The organism is Streptomyces lydicamycinicus (genome assembly GCF_000829715.2).
Classification (GTDB): Bacteria; Actinomycetota; Actinomycetes; order Streptomycetales; family Streptomycetaceae; genus Streptomyces; species Streptomyces lydicamycinicus.
In genome coordinates this window covers 596,505-613,619 of sequence record NZ_BBNO01000004.1, presented here as the reverse complement: position 1 = coordinate 613,619, position 17,115 = coordinate 596,505, and the positions used below count along the sequence as shown (strand labels likewise).

General features: G+C 73.4%; 12 protein-coding genes. 8 read left to right on the top strand and 4 right to left on the bottom strand.

Annotated features, from left to right (window positions below; translation table 11 throughout):
* Positions 1 to 9: 9 nt before the first annotated feature.
* Together TU31_RS15985 and TU31_RS15980 are read right to left on the bottom strand one after the other, a co-directional pair.
* Positions 10 to 1,224, bottom strand: a complete 1,215-nt coding sequence (locus tag TU31_RS15985; RefSeq protein WP_370682737.1) for an ROK family transcriptional regulator — start codon at positions 1,222 to 1,224, stop codon at positions 10 to 12.
* Between the two features lie 422 nt (positions 1,225 to 1,646).
* Positions 1,647 to 2,735 (bottom strand): mechanosensitive ion channel family protein, encoded by a 1,089-nt coding sequence (locus tag TU31_RS15980; RefSeq protein ID WP_181018610.1) that lies wholly within the window; start codon positions 2,733 to 2,735, stop codon positions 1,647 to 1,649.
* 289 nt (positions 2,736 to 3,024) lie between these two features.
* Between TU31_RS15980 and TU31_RS15975 the strand changes: the two genes are divergently transcribed.
* Positions 3,025 to 3,561 carry an HNH endonuclease gene (locus TU31_RS15975; protein ID WP_018538909.1) on the top strand — a complete coding sequence of 179 codons (537 nt, stop codon included), beginning with the start codon at positions 3,025 to 3,027 and terminating at the stop codon, positions 3,559 to 3,561.
* 73 nt (positions 3,562 to 3,634) lie between these two features.
* On the opposite strand, the gene TU31_RS15970 is transcribed toward TU31_RS15975, so the two are convergent.
* The gene (locus TU31_RS15970; RefSeq protein ID WP_042154840.1) at positions 3,635 to 6,625 is read right to left on the bottom strand and encodes a glycoside hydrolase family 84 protein; all 2,991 of its coding nucleotides are present in this window, start codon (positions 6,623 to 6,625) and stop codon (positions 3,635 to 3,637) included.
* Between the two features lie 467 nt (positions 6,626 to 7,092).
* Here TU31_RS15970 and TU31_RS15965 point away from each other — a divergent pair, with 467 nt between their 5' ends.
* From TU31_RS15965 to alc, 6 genes are all read left to right on the top strand, one after another.
* Positions 7,093 to 7,362, top strand: a complete 270-nt coding sequence (locus tag TU31_RS15965; RefSeq protein ID WP_042154838.1) for a hypothetical protein — start codon at positions 7,093 to 7,095, stop codon at positions 7,360 to 7,362.
* A gap of 6 nt (positions 7,363 to 7,368) precedes the next feature.
* Positions 7,369 to 9,591 (top strand): 4-alpha-glucanotransferase, encoded by a 2,223-nt coding sequence (gene malQ, locus TU31_RS15960; RefSeq protein ID WP_042154837.1) that lies wholly within the window; start codon positions 7,369 to 7,371, stop codon positions 9,589 to 9,591.
* Positions 9,592 to 9,891: 300 nt separating this feature from the next.
* The gene (locus tag TU31_RS15955) at positions 9,892 to 10,140 is read left to right on the top strand and encodes a hypothetical protein (protein WP_042154835.1); all 249 of its coding nucleotides are present in this window, start codon (positions 9,892 to 9,894) and stop codon (positions 10,138 to 10,140) included.
* 238 nt (positions 10,141 to 10,378) lie between these two features.
* A complete protein-coding gene (locus tag TU31_RS15950; protein ID WP_042154833.1) occupies positions 10,379 to 11,356 on the top strand; it encodes an acyl-ACP desaturase in 978 nt (325 codons plus the stop codon).
* Between the two features lie 71 nt (positions 11,357 to 11,427).
* Positions 11,428 to 12,390, top strand: a complete 963-nt coding sequence (locus TU31_RS15945; protein ID WP_042154831.1) for a LysR family transcriptional regulator — start codon at positions 11,428 to 11,430, stop codon at positions 12,388 to 12,390.
* Positions 12,391 to 12,510: 120 nt separating this feature from the next.
* Entirely contained in the window at positions 12,511 to 13,656 is a 1,146-nt protein-coding gene (gene alc, locus TU31_RS15940; RefSeq protein ID WP_042154829.1) for an allantoicase, read from the top strand.
* Positions 13,657 to 13,793: 137 nt separating this feature from the next.
* Here alc and pepN read toward each other — a convergent pair whose 3' ends face one another.
* The gene (pepN, locus tag TU31_RS15935; RefSeq protein WP_042154827.1) at positions 13,794 to 16,394 is read right to left on the bottom strand and encodes an aminopeptidase N; all 2,601 of its coding nucleotides are present in this window, start codon (positions 16,392 to 16,394) and stop codon (positions 13,794 to 13,796) included.
* A 196-nt stretch (positions 16,395 to 16,590) separates the two neighbouring features.
* Between pepN and TU31_RS15930 the strand changes: the two genes are divergently transcribed.
* Positions 16,591 to 17,112 (top strand): DUF1203 domain-containing protein, encoded by a 522-nt coding sequence (locus TU31_RS15930; protein WP_042154825.1) that lies wholly within the window; start codon positions 16,591 to 16,593, stop codon positions 17,110 to 17,112.
* The last annotated feature ends 3 nt before the right edge of the window (positions 17,113 to 17,115 follow it).

Genomic DNA, 17,115 nt, shown 5'->3' with positions numbered 1-17,115 from the left:
GCCAGGCCGTCAGCCCGTGTCGAACACCGCGTCGCGCGCCGCGGCGAGTGCGGTCCGCAGGGCGCCGAGGAGGATCGGATTGTCGTCCAGGTGGCTGAGGCGCAGGGCGGGGCAGGGCAGTGCGAGCCCGGTGAATTCCTCCTCGACCAGGGCGCACAGGGCCTCGCCACCGGCCCGGGCCACCTCGCCGGAGAGCACGATGAGTTGGGGGTCGACGACCGCCACCACGGCGGCCAGGCCGGTCGCCAGCCGCCGCGCGACCTCGGCACGCACCGTGTCGAGCGCCAGTGCTTCGGTGACCGTACGGACGTCGCAGGACCCGTACTCCTGGCCCAGTTCGATGACGCTCGGTGCGCCGATCAGCCGCTGGAAGCCGCCGCCCGCGTCCGGCCGGGCGGCGTCGCGGGTGCCGCCCCGGGCCGGCGGGGCGCCGGGCAGCGGCATATAGCCGATCTCGCCCGCGCCGCCGGTGGCGCCGCGCAGCAGTCGCCCGCCCAGCACGAGGGCGGCGCCCACTCCCTTGTCGGCCCACACCAGTACGAAGTCGTCGAAGCCCTGGGCGGCCCCGTCGTGCCGTTCGGCGACCGCCGCAAGATTCACATCATTTTCGAGCGTGACCGGCATACCCAGCGCCTCGGCCAACTCCTCCTTCAGGGCCCGCGCGTGCCAGTCCGGCAGGTGGGGTGCGTAGCGCAGCCGGCCGGTCCGCGGGTCCAGTGCGCCGGGCGTGCCGATGACCGCCCCGTGCAGCCGCCGGCGCTCCAGCCCGGCCCTGGCCAGCGCCCCGTCGACGGCCCGCGCGACCAGCTGCGCGGTCCGGTCCGGCGCGTCGCCTGTGATCGCGTCGCTGCCGGCCTGTGCCTCGCCGAGGCCGGCCCGTGCCTCGCCGAGCACCTGCCCGGTGATGTCGGCGACCGCGGCGGTGACTCCCAGCTGATCGACGGCCAGTGCGGCTACGTGCGCCGCCGCCGGGTTGATCGCGTACAGCTGCGCACCGGGGCCCGGCCGCCCGGTCTCGTTGCCGGTGGTCCGCACCAGCCCCGCGGCCTCCAGCCGGGCCAGCAGCTGCGAGGCGGTGGGCTTCGACAGCCCGGTCAGCTCCCCGATCCGGGTACGGGTCAACGGGCCCTGCGACACCAGCAGATCGAGCGCGGCCCGGTCGTTCATGGCCCGCAGCACCCGCGGCGTCCCGGGGATCCGCGGCCCCGACTGCCCACCGGACATGACCTCACCCCGTTCACCGGCGGCCGGGAAGAGCGACCGCAGCCTCTGTTAAGAAACCTTCCTATCGGTCCGACAGGAAGGTAGGCCGCGGCCCGTCGAAGCGTCAATGGGCCGAGCGGGGCAGCAACTCAAGGGCCGGGGCGGCCTGCGCCGACACATACGGCGGGCCGACCCCGTCAGCCCGCCCACCCGCACCGCGGACAGCCCGGCGCCCACCAGAACCGCCCGCGGCCCAGCCCCTCCGGACAACAAGGGGCCCGCTCGCTCCGGAAAACAAACGGCCCCTCCCCCCCCGGATCCCCCGGACAACAAAATGCCGTATCCCCCGGACAACAAACGGCGGAGGGGCGTACCAACGAACTCGTCGGTACGCCCCTCCGCCTCTCGCAGGAGCCCTCAGGCGGTCGCCACTCCGCGACCGGCTACTTCCCCAGCTTGGACGGCGACGCGATCGGGTTCGTCGCCAGGGACTGGGGGGACAGCGGGTTGTTGAGGGCCGAGGGGGCGGCCATGCCGGCGGCGGGGTCGGTGGCCTCCGCTTCCTCGTCCTCGGGGAGCGGGCGCGGGGCGAGGTCGACGCCCGCCGCGTCCAGGGCGTGCTTGATGCGCCAGCGCAGTTCGCGCTCCACGCCGAGGGCCTTGCCGGGCATGGTCTTGGCCGCGACGCTGATGGTGACCGTGTCCAGGTGCACCTCGCTCAGGCCGAGCACCTGCACCGGCTCCCACAGCTGCTCGTTCCAGGGCTCGGACTTCGACATCTCCTCACCGGCGGTGGTGATGGTGTCGCGGGCGCGCTGGAGATCCTGGTCGGCGGCGATCACCACGTCGACGGCGGCCGTGGACCAGCCCTGGCTGAGGTTGCCGATCCGCTTGACCTCGCCGTTGCGGATGTACCAGATCGCGCCGTTGGGGCCGCGCAGCTTGGTGACGCGCAGGCCGACCTCGATGACCGTGCCGGTGGCGACCCCGGCGTCGATCTCGTCGCCGACGCCGTACTGGTCCTCCAGGATCATGAAGACGCCGGAGAGGAAGTCGGTGACGAGGTTGCGGGCGCCGAAACCGATGGCGACACCGGCGACACCGGCGCTCGCCAGCAGCGGCGCCAGGTTGATCTTCAGGACGGAGAGCACCGTCAGGGCGGCCGTGCCCATGATCACAAAGGAGGCGACGCTGCGCAGTACCGAGCCGATGGCCTCGGAGCGCTGCCGGCGTCTCTCGGCGTTGACGAGCAGTCCGCCCAGCGCGGTGCCCTGGGCGGCGGCCGCGGTGCGGTTCATCCGCTCGATGAACTTGGTGATGGTGCGGCGAATCACATGCCGCAGCACCACCGCGATCACCAGAATCAGCACGATTTGCAGGCCGGACGTGAGCCACGTCCCCCAGTTCTCCTGCACCCAGCCGGCGGCGTTGGTGGCCTTCTCCGTGGCGTCGTCGAGCGAAGTCGGGCCGGAGGAGCCGGGTGTGGCGGCGCTCAGGTGCGCGGCAGCGGCCGGCGAAGCGGACCAGAACACAGTCGAACCTTCCGTGTGGGACAGCAGACCCGGGCCTCGGTGGGACCCCAGGGACCGGGCAGACCAACCACACTAACGGGGCAATGAGAACGCTCCGCGCTCTTGTTCGAACGGGCAGGTTTTGCGCGGGCCGGAAAGAGCGGGATCCGGACAGCGGCGCGAGGGTGTGGTGGAAAACACCTCCGGGCCGTTACTCGGTCATGGTGGCGCTCCGACCAGGCAGCGGGGGACACTGTGGGGAGATCGTCCCGGCGCGAGCCACGCGCCGCCGGCGTACAAGGAGGCACCCGTGCCGCATGTCCTGGTCCTCAACGCGTCGTACGAGCCGCTCGGCGTCGTACCGCTCCGCCGCGCGCTCATCCTCGTCCTCAATGAGAAGGCTGTCAGCCTCGAGGAGTCCGGCGCCCTGATGCACAGTGCGACCCGCGTCGTCCCTGCTCCGAGCGTGGTCCGCTTGAAGCGGTTCGTGCGGGTGCCCTTTCGGGGCCCCGTGCCCCTGACCCGCCGGGCGCTGTTCGCCCGTGACGGCGGGCGCTGTATGTACTGCGGTGGCGTCGCAACCAGCGTCGACCACGTCATCCCGCGCAGCCGCGGAGGTCAGCACACCTGGGAGAACGTCGTCGCCGCCTGCCGGCGCTGCAATCACGTCAAGGCCGACCGCCATGTCGCCGAGATCGGCTGGCGGCTCCGGCACCAGCCCGCCCCGCCGTCAGGACTGGCATGGCGGATCATCGGTACGGGCCATCGTGACCCGCGCTGGCTGCCGTATTTGCAGCCGTACGGCGCGGATGACGCCCTGGCCCGGATCGACGCCGTATCGGCTTGAGGTCCGGGATTTTCCGTCCGGGGGCCGTGGGGGCAGCGCCGTGTGCGCGGCTCCCCACGGCCCCCGGACGCGTTCAGTGCGCGTCCTTGCCTCGCGCGTCCTTGCCGTGCGGCTCCTGCACCGCGTACGCCTCCACCGACCACAGCGAGTAGCCGAAGCGGGTGGCCCGCTTGTCGCCCTGGATGCGGACGAACCGGGCGTCCTTGGCATCCATCCGGACGGACTCCCGGCCGCCCTTGCCGTCCCGGACCGTGGCCGCCGTGCGCCAGGTGCGGCCGTCGGGGGAGACCTGGACGCGGTAGCCGGCGGCGTAGGCGTCCTGCCAGTGCAGGACGAGCCGGCCGAGGCGGGTCGGGTGGGCCAGCGCGAACTGGAGCCAGGCACCGTCCTCGGCGGTGGACGACCAGCGGGTCCCCGGATCGCCGTCGGTGGCCGCGGACGCCGGGAAGTCGGGCGTCTCGTCCCCGGAGGAGGTGGCGACGGTGCCGCGCGCCAGGTCCTTGCCGCCGGTGCGCGGATAGGTCCGCACCGTCAGCGTCTGCTGCGCGCCGCCGAAGTCCACCGGGATCTCGTACGTCCCGGAGGGGGCGTCCTCGGGGACGTCGACCGTGATGCGGACCGTGGCGGTGCCGCCGCGTGGTGCGGTGACCTCGTCGGGGGCGTGCACGGTGAAGCCCTTGGGCGCTTTGACCGTCAGCTTCTCGTGAACGTCGGCGGGGCGGCGGGAGTAGATCCGGGCGTCCACCGTGGTGCTGTCGCCGGGCTGGGCGTCCGCCTCCTTGCGGGACAGTTCGAGCCCGGCCCGCTCGGTGTCGGCGAACCAGGGGGTGAGCGCCTTGACGGACGGCGCTTCCGTGCCGTTCGCCCAGGTCAGCCGTACCGCGTCGGCACGCAGCCGCGGGGTGTGCGACTCCGTCCAGCCGGTGGCGGAGAGCCGGCCCAGACGGCGCCAGCCCTCGCCGGGGACGTGCGCCTCCAGGGACACGGCGCGCGCGGCGGCGCCCGGCTCGGTCAGGGCGGTGACCGCGGCCAGCCGGCGGGCCCGCTCGAAGGGGACGGTCAGGGACCTCGGGCCGGTGTCCTCGTCGGGCTCGGGGGTCTCGTGGCGGGCGCCGGTCCAGGCGTCGGCCTCGGTCATCGCCCGCTCCAGGAACGGTGCGAGCACCCCCTTGCCGACCGTCGCCGGGCTGCGCGCGATCTCCTTGCGCAGCTGCTGCGCCGTGCGCTGGGCGGACCAGGCGGTGCCGCCGTCGTCATGGGCCTGCGCCATCAGCGTGTCCACGGCGTGCGCGCCGGCGGTGCCGTAGCGGGCCAGTTGCTGGGCCCAGGGGCCGATCTCGGCGGCCAGATCCGGGTTCAGGTGGTCGGGTGCGCTGCTCATGGTCCGGAACGCGCTCCGCAGCTTGCGGGCCGCCTTGGCGAGGTCCGCGTCCTGGCCGGGCCGGCCGTGGTTGGTCGCCGCCTCGCGGGCCGCCCAGAAGCGGTCGATCAGCACCCGCAGATACCGCGACTCGGTCCGGTCCAGCACCGAGGAGGAGTCGTTGCCGGCCAGCGCCCGCAGCGCGGCCCGGGCCCGCGGATCACCGCCCGCCAGATCGTCGACGGCCGCCTCCCAGGACTCCGCCGGGCGGTAGTCGCGGGGGTTCCAGGCATAGTCGGCGGCCGTGAACAGCGGGATACGGGAGGCGAGCGGCTGCTCCATGGCGTTGGCGAGCAGCGCCGAGGAGCCGGTGGCGACGGCCGGCTCACGGCCCCGGTAGGGGCCGAGGAAGATCCGGTCCTGGGCGTAGTCGTTGACCGGGTAGTTGTCCATGGTCACCAGCGGGTGGCCGAACGCCTGGCGGGCGGTGGACAGCTCCCCGCCGGTGATGGTGCGCGGGACCACCCCGATACCGGTCCAGGCCACCTCCACCCCGTCGCCGAGCGCGTCGGAGAGCGCGCTGCGGTACGTCGTCGAACCGTCCTGGTAGTACTCGGTCGGCATCAGCGACAGCGGCCCGGCCTCCGGGTGCCGCTCCGCCAGGTGCGCGGCGAGCGCGTTGGCGATCTTGGCCTGCGCGGTGGCCGCGGCCCGCGGGCCGGAGCCGAAGGTGTCCTCGTCGGCGTCGCAGTGCCATTCGCTGTAACTGACGTCCTGGAACTGGAGCTGGAAGGAGCGCACGCCCAGCGCCCACATCGCGTCCACCTTGCGCCGCAGCGCCCGCAGGTCCTCCTCGGACGAGTAGCACAGCGCCTGGCCGGGCGCGAGGGCCCAGCCCAGCGTGACGTGGTTGGCGCGGGCCCGCTCGGCCAGCGCCCGGAAGTCGTCGCGCTGCGCGGCCGGGTAGGGCTCGCGCCACCGGGCCTGGCGGTACGGGTCGTCGCCGGGCGCGTACAGATAGTGGTTCTGCTTGGTGCGCCCCATGAAGTCCAGCTGGGCCAGCCGCTGCGGCCGGCTCCACGGCTGCCCGAAGAACCCCTCGGTGGTGCCGCGCACGGCCGTACCGGGCCAGTCCCGTACGGCGACCGAGGCCAGCTGCCGCCGCCCGTCCGTACCCTCCGTGACCAGCTGCCGCAGCGTCTGTGCGGCGTGGAAGAGGCCGTCCGGGCCGACGCCGTCCAGGGCGACCGTGTCCCGGCCCGCGACCTGGCCCACGGCCAGCCGGTAGCCGCCGGAGGGCAGGTCCCCGCGGGCCGGCGCCCGCAGCGCCCGCAGCGCGTCCGCGGCCTGCTCGCCGCCGGCCCGGATCACCGGCCCGGCCGCGGGCAGCCGGTCGCCGGGCGCCAGGGTCCGCACGGTGCGCACCCCGGCGTCGCGCAGCAGCCCGCGCAGCACGTCCAGGGCGTAGGGGTCGGTGTCCGGCGCCGCCACCAGCGCCGCTTCGCCGGTGAGGGGCACCGGGGCGCCGAGATCCCGCATCGACTGGGGGCGCGGCCAGACCGCGGGTGTGCGCCCCGCGCCGGCCGGGCGGTCCGGCTGGTCGGGCGTGCCGATGGCGGGGTCCGCGGGCGCGGCCTGGGCGCCGGGCGCCCCGCCGAGCAGCCCCCCGATGACGGCAGCGGCCAGGGCGGTGGTCCCCGCCACCCGCGCGCGGGCGCCCGCGCCGCTCCCCTTGCCGCCCCTACCGATCTTTCCGCCGCTCCATACGCCCCGGCCTCGCACGGCTGCTCCTCGTCCCCGTCCATCACTCGCCGGTCCGCACCGGCGCCCCATTTCCCCGCCGATGCCCGTTCGGACAGACCTTCGGCCGTGAGCCCACCATTGTGGCGGTGAGGGTGTCAATAAGGCCATGGCGGCGTCCCCTACGAGGGCATACGTACGGCTTTCGCCGGGTGCCGCCGACGGGGGATCGCGGGGCTGGACGGTCCGCAGAACTTTCGTCGCAGGGCCCGCTTTCTCCGCGTTCTCTGCGCCCGCCGGTGTCCGGCGCAGTGAAATCGCCTGCGTGGGGGATAATGAGACGTGGGTCACGTTTCGTGAGCAGATACGTCTGCGATCGTGTCGAGTGGGTAGGGCCCACGTGTCCCACTACCGATGAACGGGAGGCCCTCGTGGCCGCATCCGCTCAACTGCTCCTCGACGCTCTGTCCTCCAAACCGGGAGGTGCGACGATGGAGCCCGATCTCTTCGACGGGGTGTCCGACCCCGATTCCGGCCTCGACGGCTCCGGCTCCTACAGCTTCGTCGAGCCGCCGCTGACCAGCGAGCCCCCGCTCGCCGACGCCGCACCACTGACCAGCGAGGTTCCGATCGCCGCCGAGCTGCCGCTGACCAGCGAGCCGACGGCCGCGGGCATGGGCACGGAGTCCATGGAGGTCTGAGGACCCATGGGCCGCGCGCGGCTCGCCCGGCTGCACGGCGTCGCCACGTCGTACGCACCCTCGCCGGGCACGAGCGTCCAGATCGCCGACGACACCGTTGTCGCCGTGCTCGCCGCATTAGGAGTCGACGCCTCGACCCCGCACGCCGTACGCACCGCCCTGGCCGCGTACGAGGACGACGCGCGCCGTGCCCTGCTGCCCCGCACCGTCGTCGCCCGGCCGGACCGGCCACCCGACCTCGCGCGTCTCCCCGAAGGCACCGTCCTCCGGGTCGAGACCGGGGACGGGGAGACGGCGGACCTGGGGGCGCCCGATCCGGCGGCGCTCGCCCGGCTGCCCCTGGGTGTCCATGTACTGGAGGCCCGGGCCCCCGGCGGCCGCACCGCCCGCGCCCCGCTGATCGTGGCGCCCGACCGGGTGCCCGCACCCCCCGGCCGCAGCCACGGCTTTCTGGTGCAGCTCTACTCGCTGCTGTCCCGGCGGTCCTGGGGCATGGGCGACCTCGGGGACCTCGCCGATCTCGCCGCCTGGTCCGGGCGCGCCCTGGGCACCGGCTTCCTCCAGCTCAACCCCCTGCACGCGGCCGTCCCCGGCCCGCCCACCGACCCGTCGCCGTACCGGCCCTCCTCGCGCCGCTTTCCCGACCCGGTCCATCTGCGGATCGCACACATCCCGGAGTACGCCCACCTCACCGGCACCGCCCGCTTACGGGCCGACGAACTGGCCGCCCGCGCCGATGCGCTCCGTTCCGAGGTGCTGGAACGGGGCGCGCTGATCGACCGGGACGCGGTCTGGGCGCTCAAGCGGGAGGCGCTGGAGCTGCTGTGGGCGGTGCCGCTCAGCCCGGGCCGGCGGGCCGCGTACTGCGACTTCCTCGCCGAGCAGGGCCAGGCGCTGGAGGACCACGCCACCTGGTGCGCGATCGCCGAGCGGCACGGCCCGGACTGGCGCGGCTGGCCCGCCGGCCTGCGCGATCCACGGTCCCCGGGCACCGCCCGGCTGCGGCACCGGCTGCTGGACCGGATCGACTTCCACTGCCGGCTGGCCTGGCTCACCGATCAGCAGCTGGCCGCGGCGCAACGGGCCGCGCGGGACGCCGGGATGGCCGTCGGGCTGGTGCACGATCTCGCCGTCGGTGTCCACCCCTCCGGCGCCGACACCTGGGCGCAGCAGGACGCCTACGCCGCCGGTATGTCCATCGGGGCCCCGCCGGACGCCTTCAACGCCCGCGGCCAGGACTGGGGCCTGCCGCCCTGGCGCCCCGACGCGTTGGCCGCCGCGGGCTACGCCCCCTACCGAGAGCTGCTGCGCGGCCTGCTGCGGCACGCCGGGGCGCTGCGGATCGACCATGTGATGGGGCTGTTCCGGCTGTGGTGGGTCCCGGAGGGCCGGCCCCCGACGGAGGGCGCCTATGTCCGCTACGACGGTGAGGCGATGCTCTCCGTGCTGGCCCTGGAGGCGCGGCGGGCCGGGGCCGCGGTGATCGGCGAGGATCTGGGCACCGTTGAACCGGGCGTCCGCGAGGCGCTCGCCGCCCGCGGTGTGCTGGGGACCTCGGTGCTGTGGTTCGAGCGGGACTACGGGAACGGGGAGCGGGACACGGAGGACACGGAGGACGCGGCGGCGCGGGCGGCCGCGGTGGACGGCCCCGGAGCGGCCCCGGCGCCGGAGGCGGTGGCCGAGGGCGCCGGCGCGGGCCCGGCGGGGGAGGGCGAGACGGTCCGGGACGCCGCCCCCGCATCCGGCGCCGCGGCCCGCATCCTGGCACCCGAGGAGTGGCGCAGCGGCTGTCTCGCCACCGTCACCACCCACGATCTGCCGACCACCGCGGCCCGGCTGACCGGCGAGGACGTGGCCCTGCGCGAACGGCTCGGCCTGCTCGCCGGGCCGCCGGAGCGGGAGCGCTCCCGCGCCACCCAGGAACGCACCGAATGGCTGCGGGAGTTGGTGCGGCGCGGGCTGCTGCCCGAGGGGCCGGGCGACGAGGAGGCCGCGGTCAAGGCCGTCCACCGCTTTCTGCTGCGCACCCCGGCACGGATGGTCGGCGTCTGGCTGCCCGACGCGGTGGGGGACCGGCGCCCGCAGAACCTCCCCGGGACATGGGATGAATACCCGAACTGGCGCCTGCCGATCGCCGGCCCCGACGGCCGTCCGCACACCCTCGAAGAGCTGGCCGCCTCGCCCCGACTGCACGCCTTGATGCGGGAGTTGGGGGAGGGGAGCTTCTAGGCGAGCGCGGCGCCCGCGGTGAGCGCGCAGCGGCGGCACCCGGCGGACGCGCGCGCGGCACCACCATCGGGCACCGGCGGATCCTCGCGCTGCCGCTGCCGCTGCCGCTGCCGCTGCCGCTGCCGGTGACCGCGGACGCCGTGCGGGTCACCGTCCGGCAGTCCCGCGGGACGGGCCGGGTGGCGCCGGTGACGCCGCACCGCAGTCGGGACGCGGGCGGCTGAGGCCGCGGGAGGGCGGGGCCGCCGGTTGTGCCACCCCGGGCGCGCGGGGCGCCGGGGCGTCCGATACGTTGACTTCGTGAGCAACAAGGTCAATAAGAATGTCCTGCGCGCCGGAACCATCACCGCCGGCACCGCGCTGATGCTGCTGATGTCGTCCCCCGCGTTTGCGCTCACCCGCGACGATGGTGACGACCCGGGTCCGGGTCTGAGCGTGATCGAGACGCTCGGCCTCTACGTCGCTTTGCCCATCGTTCTCTTCCTGGTCATCGCCGGGCTGGTCATGGTGGGCGACAAGTCCCACAAGCAGGCCGGGTCCAAGGGCTGACACCGGGCACCAGTGACGCCGCAAGGGCGCCCATCGGTTACAAGAACCGATGGGCGCCCTTTGTCGTACCCGGATATTTCCGCAGGTGAAAAAGGGGTTGCGAGGCGGCTATCGCGCGTTTTTCGGCCGGTTTGCGCGGGGGCTGTATTTAACCGGCCCTAACCTACGATGACGTAACCTACGCAGCCGTAGGTCAAACCTACGGTCCCGTAGGTCATCGTCCCCAGGAGTTCCCCCCGTGACCATCGCCCCCGCCCGCCATAACGGAGAGCTCGGCCAGGCCGCCTGGAGCGACGCCCAGTTGCTCTACGCGCTCGAAGAGGTCGTCGAGAAGGAACTCAACCGCCATCTGAAGGTCGCCAAGGACTGGATGCCCCACGAGTACGTGCCGTGGAGCGACGGGCGTAACTTCCCCGGGCCGCTGGACGGCGACGCCTGGGACCCCGAGCAGTCCAAGGTCAGCGACATCGGCCGGATCGCCCTGGTGGTCAACCTCCTCACCGAGGACAACCTCCCCAGCTACCACCACGAGATCGCCACCCTCTTCGGCCGCGACGGCGCCTGGGGCACCTGGGTGCACCGCTGGACCGCCGAGGAGGGCCGGCACGGCATCGTGATGCGTGACTACCTGCTCACCAGCCGGGCCGTCGACCCGGACGAGCTGGAGCGGTTCCGCATGGCCCACATGTCGGAGGGCTTCGAGTCCGACAACTCGCACAGCATGCTGCACTCGGTGGCGTACGTCGCCTTCCAGGAGCTGGCCACCCGCATCTCGCACCGCAACACCGGCCACCACTCCGGTGACCCGGTCTGCGACCGGATGCTGGCCCGGATCGCCACCGACGAGAACCTCCACATGGTCTTCTACCGCAACCTCCTCGGTGCGGCCTTCGAGATGGCGCCCGACCAGACGATGTGCGCGGTACGCGATGTCGTCACCGGCTTCCGGATGCCCGGCCACGGGATGCCCGGCTTCGAGCGGTCCGCCGCCCGGATGGCCCTCGGCGGGATCTACAACCTGCGCATCCACCACGACGATGTGCTCCAGCCGGTGCTGCGCTTCCTGAAGGTGCTGGAGATCGGCGGGCTGGGCCCGGCCGGGCTGGCGGCGCAGGAGGAGCTGGGGCTGTTCATGGACGGCCTCGACGGCCAGGCACGGAAGTTCGACGAGCGCCAGGCGGCCATCCTCGCCCGCCGCAAGGCCAACCGCGGCTGAGGCGGCACGGCCGTTCCGCGTCACCGTCCACGGCGGCGGTGACCGGGGCGGCGGATGCGTACGCTGCCCGCATGGCCGACTGGGACCTCAAAAAGCTGCGCATCCTGCGCACCCTCCACGAGCTGGGCACGGTCACCGCGACCGCCGAGGCGCTGCACATGACTCCCTCGGCGGTCTCGCAGCAGCTGACCGGGCTGGCCAAGGCGCTCGGGGTGACGCTGCTGGAGGCGCACGGCCGGCGGGTGCGGCTGACCGACGCCGCCCAGCTGGTGCTGCGGCACGCGGAGGAGGTCTTCGCGCAGCTGGAGCGCGCCGACGCGGAGCTGCTCGGCTACCTCCAGGGGGAGGCCGGCCAGGTCCGGGTCGGGGCCTTCTCCACCGCCATCCCCGCGCTGGTGGTCCCCGCCGTACAGGAGCTGCGCCGTACGCACCCGGGGCTGTCGGTCGTCGTCCGGGAGGCGGAGGCGGAGGCGGCGTACGAGCTGCTGGCGGAGGGCAGCGTCGATCTGGCGCTGTCGCTGGCCGCGCACGCCCCCACCCCGCGCGACCCCAAGTTCAGCCGGGTGGCGCTGCTGGCCGACCCGCTGGACGTGGCGCTGCCGGCCGGCCACCGGCTGGCCGCCGAACCGGGGCTGCGGCTGGCCGATCTGGCGGGCGAGCCCTGGATCTTCGGCAGCAGCGGGCCCTGGTCGCAGATCACCACGGCCGCCTGCGAGAACGCCGGGTTCGTGCCCGAGCAGGCGCATGCCGCCGCCGACTGGAGCGCGATCTGGGCGATGGTCGCGGCGGGGATGGGGGTGGCGCTGGTGCCCCGGATGGCGATGGCGGGCGGCATCGGCGCCTTCGGGCGCGGGGGAGCGGCGCCGGCCGGACGCGGCGGCCGCGAGGGGGTCGCGCTGCGGGTGCTGTCCGGTGAGCAGCCGCGCCGTCATGTGATCGCCGCCGCCCGGCGCGGCTCGGAAGGAGCGCCGGGCCTGGCCCGGGTACTGGCGGCACTCCGGCAGGCGGCCGCCGCGCAGCCCCCGGGAGAGTAACCAGCCCCTTCAGACCTTTCAGTTCTGCTGAACATATTCGTCGAAAACTTTCGATGGACCTGTGAGGTGCTGCGCTGCGACCGTGAAGTGGTCCGCACTTCCACCCATCGAAGGGCAGCGATGACCGCCAACCCGGCCGCCGACACCACCGATCCGCACGCCAACGACGCCCATCCGTACGGTGGCGGAGACCCCTACGCCGACTACCGCGGCGGGGACTTCCCCTTCACCTCGCTCGTCGACCTCGCCGACCGCCGCCTCGGCGCCGGGGTGATCGCCGCGAACGACGAGTTCTTCGCCGAGCGCGAGAACCTGCTGAAGCCGGCTCCGGCGGTCTTCGACCCCGAGCACTTCGGCCACAAGGGCAAGATCATGGACGGCTGGGAGACCCGGCGCCGCCGCGGCACCGACGGCGACCACCCCTTCCCCACCGACGACGACCACGACTGGGCGCTGATCCGGCTCGCCGCCCCTGGCGTGATCCGCGGCATCATCGTCGACACCGCCCACTTCCGCGGCAACTACCCCCAGCAGGTCTCCGTCGAGGCCACCTCGCTGCCCGGCAGCCCCGGCCCCGAGGAACTGCTCGCCGGCGACGTGAAGTGGGAGGAGCTGGTCCCGCGCACGCCGGTGCGGGGCCATGCCGCCAACGGCTTCGAGGTCACCGTCGAGCGCCGCTTCACGCATCTGCGCCTCAAGCAGCACCCCGACGGCGGCATAGCCCGCCTCCGGGTCCACGGCGAGGTCGTGCCGGACCCGGCGTGGCTCGATGTGCTCGGCACCCTCGACCTGGCCTCCGTCCTGCACGGCGGCACCGTCGAGGACGCCTCGGACCGCTTCTACTCCTCGCCCACCCAGATCATCCGGCCCGATCTCTCCCGCAAGATGGACGACGGCTGGGAGAACCGCCGCCGCCGGGTCAAGGGCACGAACGACTGGGTGCGCTTCCGCCTCGCCGCGCAGGGCGAGATCCGGGCGGTGGAGATCGACACCGCCTACCTCAAGGGCAACTCCGCGGGCTGGGCCGCCCTGTCCGGATGCGACGGCGACCCGGCCGACGAGGGCTCCTGGTTCGAGATCCTGCCGAAGACGAAGCTCCAGCCCGACACCCCGCACCGCTTCGCCCTGCCGGCCGCCGTCACCGCCACGCACATCCGGCTGGACGTCTTCCCCGACGGCGGCCTCGCGCGGATGCGGCTGCACGGATCCCTCACCGAGGCCGGCCGGGCCGCACTGCGCCGCCGCTTCGACGCCCTCAACGGCTGAGCCGCACCCCCGTTTCCGCCGGGCCCCGCGGGAGGGGGGCGGGGCCCGGCGGACCCCCCGGCCGCCCGGCGGACGGAGCGCACCGGGCGCCCGCCCGCCGGGCGTCACCACCGGCCGTGGCGGCCGGTGCGCGCCGGTCAGGCCGCCGCGTCGGCCTGCTGTGCCTTCAGCGCCCGCTCGATCCCGGCCCGCGACTCGGTCATCAGCCGGCGCAGCGCCGGGGTCGGCTCGGCCGAGGCCAGCCAGGCGTCCGTGGCGTCCAGGGTCTCCTGCGAGACCTGGAGCGCCGGGTAGTGGCCCACCACGATCTGCTGCGCCATCTCATGGCTGCGGGAGTTCCAGATGTCCTTCACCGCGGCGAAGTACTTCGCGGTGTACGGCGCCAGCAGCTCCCGCTGGTCCGGCTGGACGAAGCCGCCGATGACGGCCTCCTGAAGGGAGTTGGGGAGCTTGTCCGACTCCACGACCGAGGCCCAGGCTTCGGCCTTCGCCTCCGCCGTGGGACGCGCCGCGCGCGCCGTCGCGGCATGCCGCTCGCCCGCGGAGGTCTTGTCCCGGTCGAGCTCCGCCGCGATGGCCTTCTCGTCGGCCCGGCCGGTGGCCGCCAGCCGCTGGAGCAGCCCCCAGCGCAGCTCGGTGTCCACGGCGAGCCCGGAGATCTCCTCCGTACCGTCCAACAGGCCCTGGAGCAGATCCAGTTGAGCGTCGGTACGGGCCGAGGCGGCGAACGCGCGGGCCCACGCCAGCTGGTGGTCGCTGCCCGGCTCGGCCGCCCGCAGCTGCTCCAGCGCCGCCGCGGTCCAGGTCGCCAGACCCGTCTCGCGCCAGTCCGGCGCCGCGTACAGGTCCAGTGCCAGCTTCACCTGGCGGTGCAGCGACTGGACGACACCGATGTCCGACTCCTTGCCGATGCCCGACAGCACCAGCGAGAGATAGTCCCGGGCGGGCAGTTCGGCGTCCCGCGTCATGTCCCAGGCCGACGCCCAGGACAGCGCGCGCGGCAGCGACTCGGCGAAGTCGCCGAGGTGCTCGGTGACGGTCTTCAGCGACTCCTCGTCCAGCCGGACCTTGGCGTACGACAGATCGTCGTCGTTGAGCAGGACGACGGCCGGCCGCTGCTTGCCCACCAGCTGCGGTACGGGGGTCAGCGCACCGTCCACGTCCAGTTCGATCCGCTCGGTCCGCACCAGCTTGCCGTCCTGGAGCTCGTAGGCGCCGATGGCGATCCGGTGCGGCCGCAGCACGGGCTCGCCCTTGGCGCCGGCCGGCAGCGCCGGAGCCTCCTGCTTCACCGCGAAGGAGGTGATGACGCCCGCGCCGTCCACCTCGATCTCCGGCCGCAGGATGTTGATCCCGGCGGTCTCCAGCCACTTCTTCGACCAGGTCTTCAGATCCCGCCCGCTGGTCTCCTCCAGCGCGCCCAGCAGATCCGACAGCCGGGTGTTGCCGTAGGCGTGCGCCTTGAAGTAGGCCTGCACGCCCTGGAAGAACTCGTCCAACCCGACATAGGCGACCAGCTGCTTGAGGACGCTGGCGCCCTTGGCGTAGGTGATGCCGTCGAAGTTGACCAGGACGTCGTCGAGGTCATTGATCTCGGCCATGATCGGGTGGGTGGACGGCAGCTGGTCCTGCCGGTACGCCCAGGTCTTCATGGAGTTGGCGAACGTCGTCCAGGAGTGCGGCCACTTCGAGCCCGGGGCGTAGGCCTGGCAGGCGATCGAGGTGTAGGTGGCGAACGACTCGTTCAGCCACAGGTCGTTCCACCACTCCATGGTGACCAGGTCGCCGAACCACATGTGCGCCAGCTCGTGCAGGATCGTCTCCGCCCGCATCTCGTACGCCGCGTCCGTCACCTTGGACCGGAAGACGTACTGGTCGCGGAGGGTCACCGCGCCCGCGTTCTCCATCGCGCCGGCGTTGAACTCCGGCACGAAGAGCTGGTCGTACTTCGCGAACGGGTAGGCGTAGTCGAACTTCTCCTGGAACCAGTCGAAGCCCTGCCGGGTGACCGCGAAGATCTCGTCGGCGTCCAGGTGCTCGGCCAGCGACGGCCGGCAGTAGATGCCCAGCGGCACCGTCTGACCGTCCTTCTCGTACGTGCTGTGCACGCTGTGGTACGGGCCGACGATCAGCGCGGTGATGTAGGTCGAGATCCGCGGGGTCGGCTCGAAGCGCCAGATGTTGTCGCTCGGCTCCGGCGTCGGCGAGTTGGAGATCACCGTCCAGCCCTCCGGGGCCTTCACGGTGAACTGGAACGTCGCCTTCAGATCCGGCTGCTCGAAGGACGCGAACACCCGCCGGGCATCCGGCACCTCGAACTGGGTGTACAGATAAGCCTGCTGGTCCACCGGGTCGACAAAACGGTGCAGTCCCTCACCGGTGTTGGTGTAGGCGCAGTCCGCGACGACGGTCAGCTCGTTACGGCCGGCCCGCAGCCCCGCCAGCGCGATCCGCGAGTCCTTGAACACCGCGCCCGGGTCCAGCGCCTCGCCGTTGAGCACCACTTCGTGCACGGCCGGCGCGACCAGATCGATGAAGGAGTCCGCGCCCGCCTCGGCGACGTCGAACCGCACGGTTGTCACAGACCGGTACGTGCCCCCTGTGCTCCCGTCTTCACCCGACCCGGAGGCGCCGCCCTCCTGCGCACCGGAGAGGTCGAGGTCGATCTCATACGCGTCCACGGTCAGCAGGCGCGCCCGCTCCTGCGCCTCGTCGCGGGTCAGATTTGTGCCAGGCACCCGGCCATCTCCTTCGCATGGGTCATCACATCGGACTCTTCGGCCATCCTTCCATGTGGTCCGGCCCCCGCGGGGTGGTGATCGAAGGAGTGCGGCAGCGCCCGTGCCGCGCCGGCTCCCGGCGCTCCGGGCACGCGCCGATCACCGCGTCCGATTCCCGCCAGCGCACGCGGCCCGCGCGGACGACGCTGGGCCCATGACGACCTACACCGCACGTCCCCTCCCGCACACCGCCCACAAGGAGCTCTGCACGACCGACGACGCCGGCCGGCCCGCCGAGCCGTTCACCGCCCGTGCGGACGGGGTGCCGCTGGACGCCGTCGGCAGTCTGCTGCGCTGCTGTCTGCGCGATGCCCGCGTCGGCGAGCGGGTCGCCCTGGTCTCGTACGCCCCGCTGCGCCGCTGGGCGGACGCGACCGGGGCACGGCCCGGGGCCTACGACGAGCAGGGCCCGGTGTTCCTCCACGCCGAGCCGTGCGGCGGGCCGGACGGCGCGGCCGGCCGGTATCCGGCCACGAGGGCCGGTGCGCTGCGCGTGCTGCGCCGTTACAACGCCCAGGGAGAGATCGTCGGCGGCCGGCTCCTGGAGGTCCCGGAGGACGCCCCGGCGGCGTTCGACGAGGCCCTCGGGGCGGCGTTCGCGGACCCGGAGGTGGCACTGGTGCACGTACGCGCCCTGGAGTACGGCTGCTTCCACTTCGAGGTCCGGCGGCCCTGACAC

Coding starts and splice junctions, on each gene's coding strand:
- alc (WP_042154829.1), top strand. CDS start 12,511: ATGACCGCCAACCCGGCCGCCGACACCACCGATCCGCACGCCAACGAC.
- TU31_RS15945 (WP_042154831.1), top strand. CDS start 11,428: ATGGCCGACTGGGACCTCAAAAAGCTGCGCATCCTGCGCACCCTCCAC.
- malQ (WP_042154837.1), top strand. CDS start 7,369: ATGGGCCGCGCGCGGCTCGCCCGGCTGCACGGCGTCGCCACGTCGTAC.
- TU31_RS15985 (WP_370682737.1), bottom strand. CDS start 1,224: ATGTCCGGTGGGCAGTCGGGGCCGCGGATCCCCGGGACGCCGCGGGTG.
- TU31_RS15930 (WP_042154825.1), top strand. CDS start 16,591: ATGACGACCTACACCGCACGTCCCCTCCCGCACACCGCCCACAAGGAG.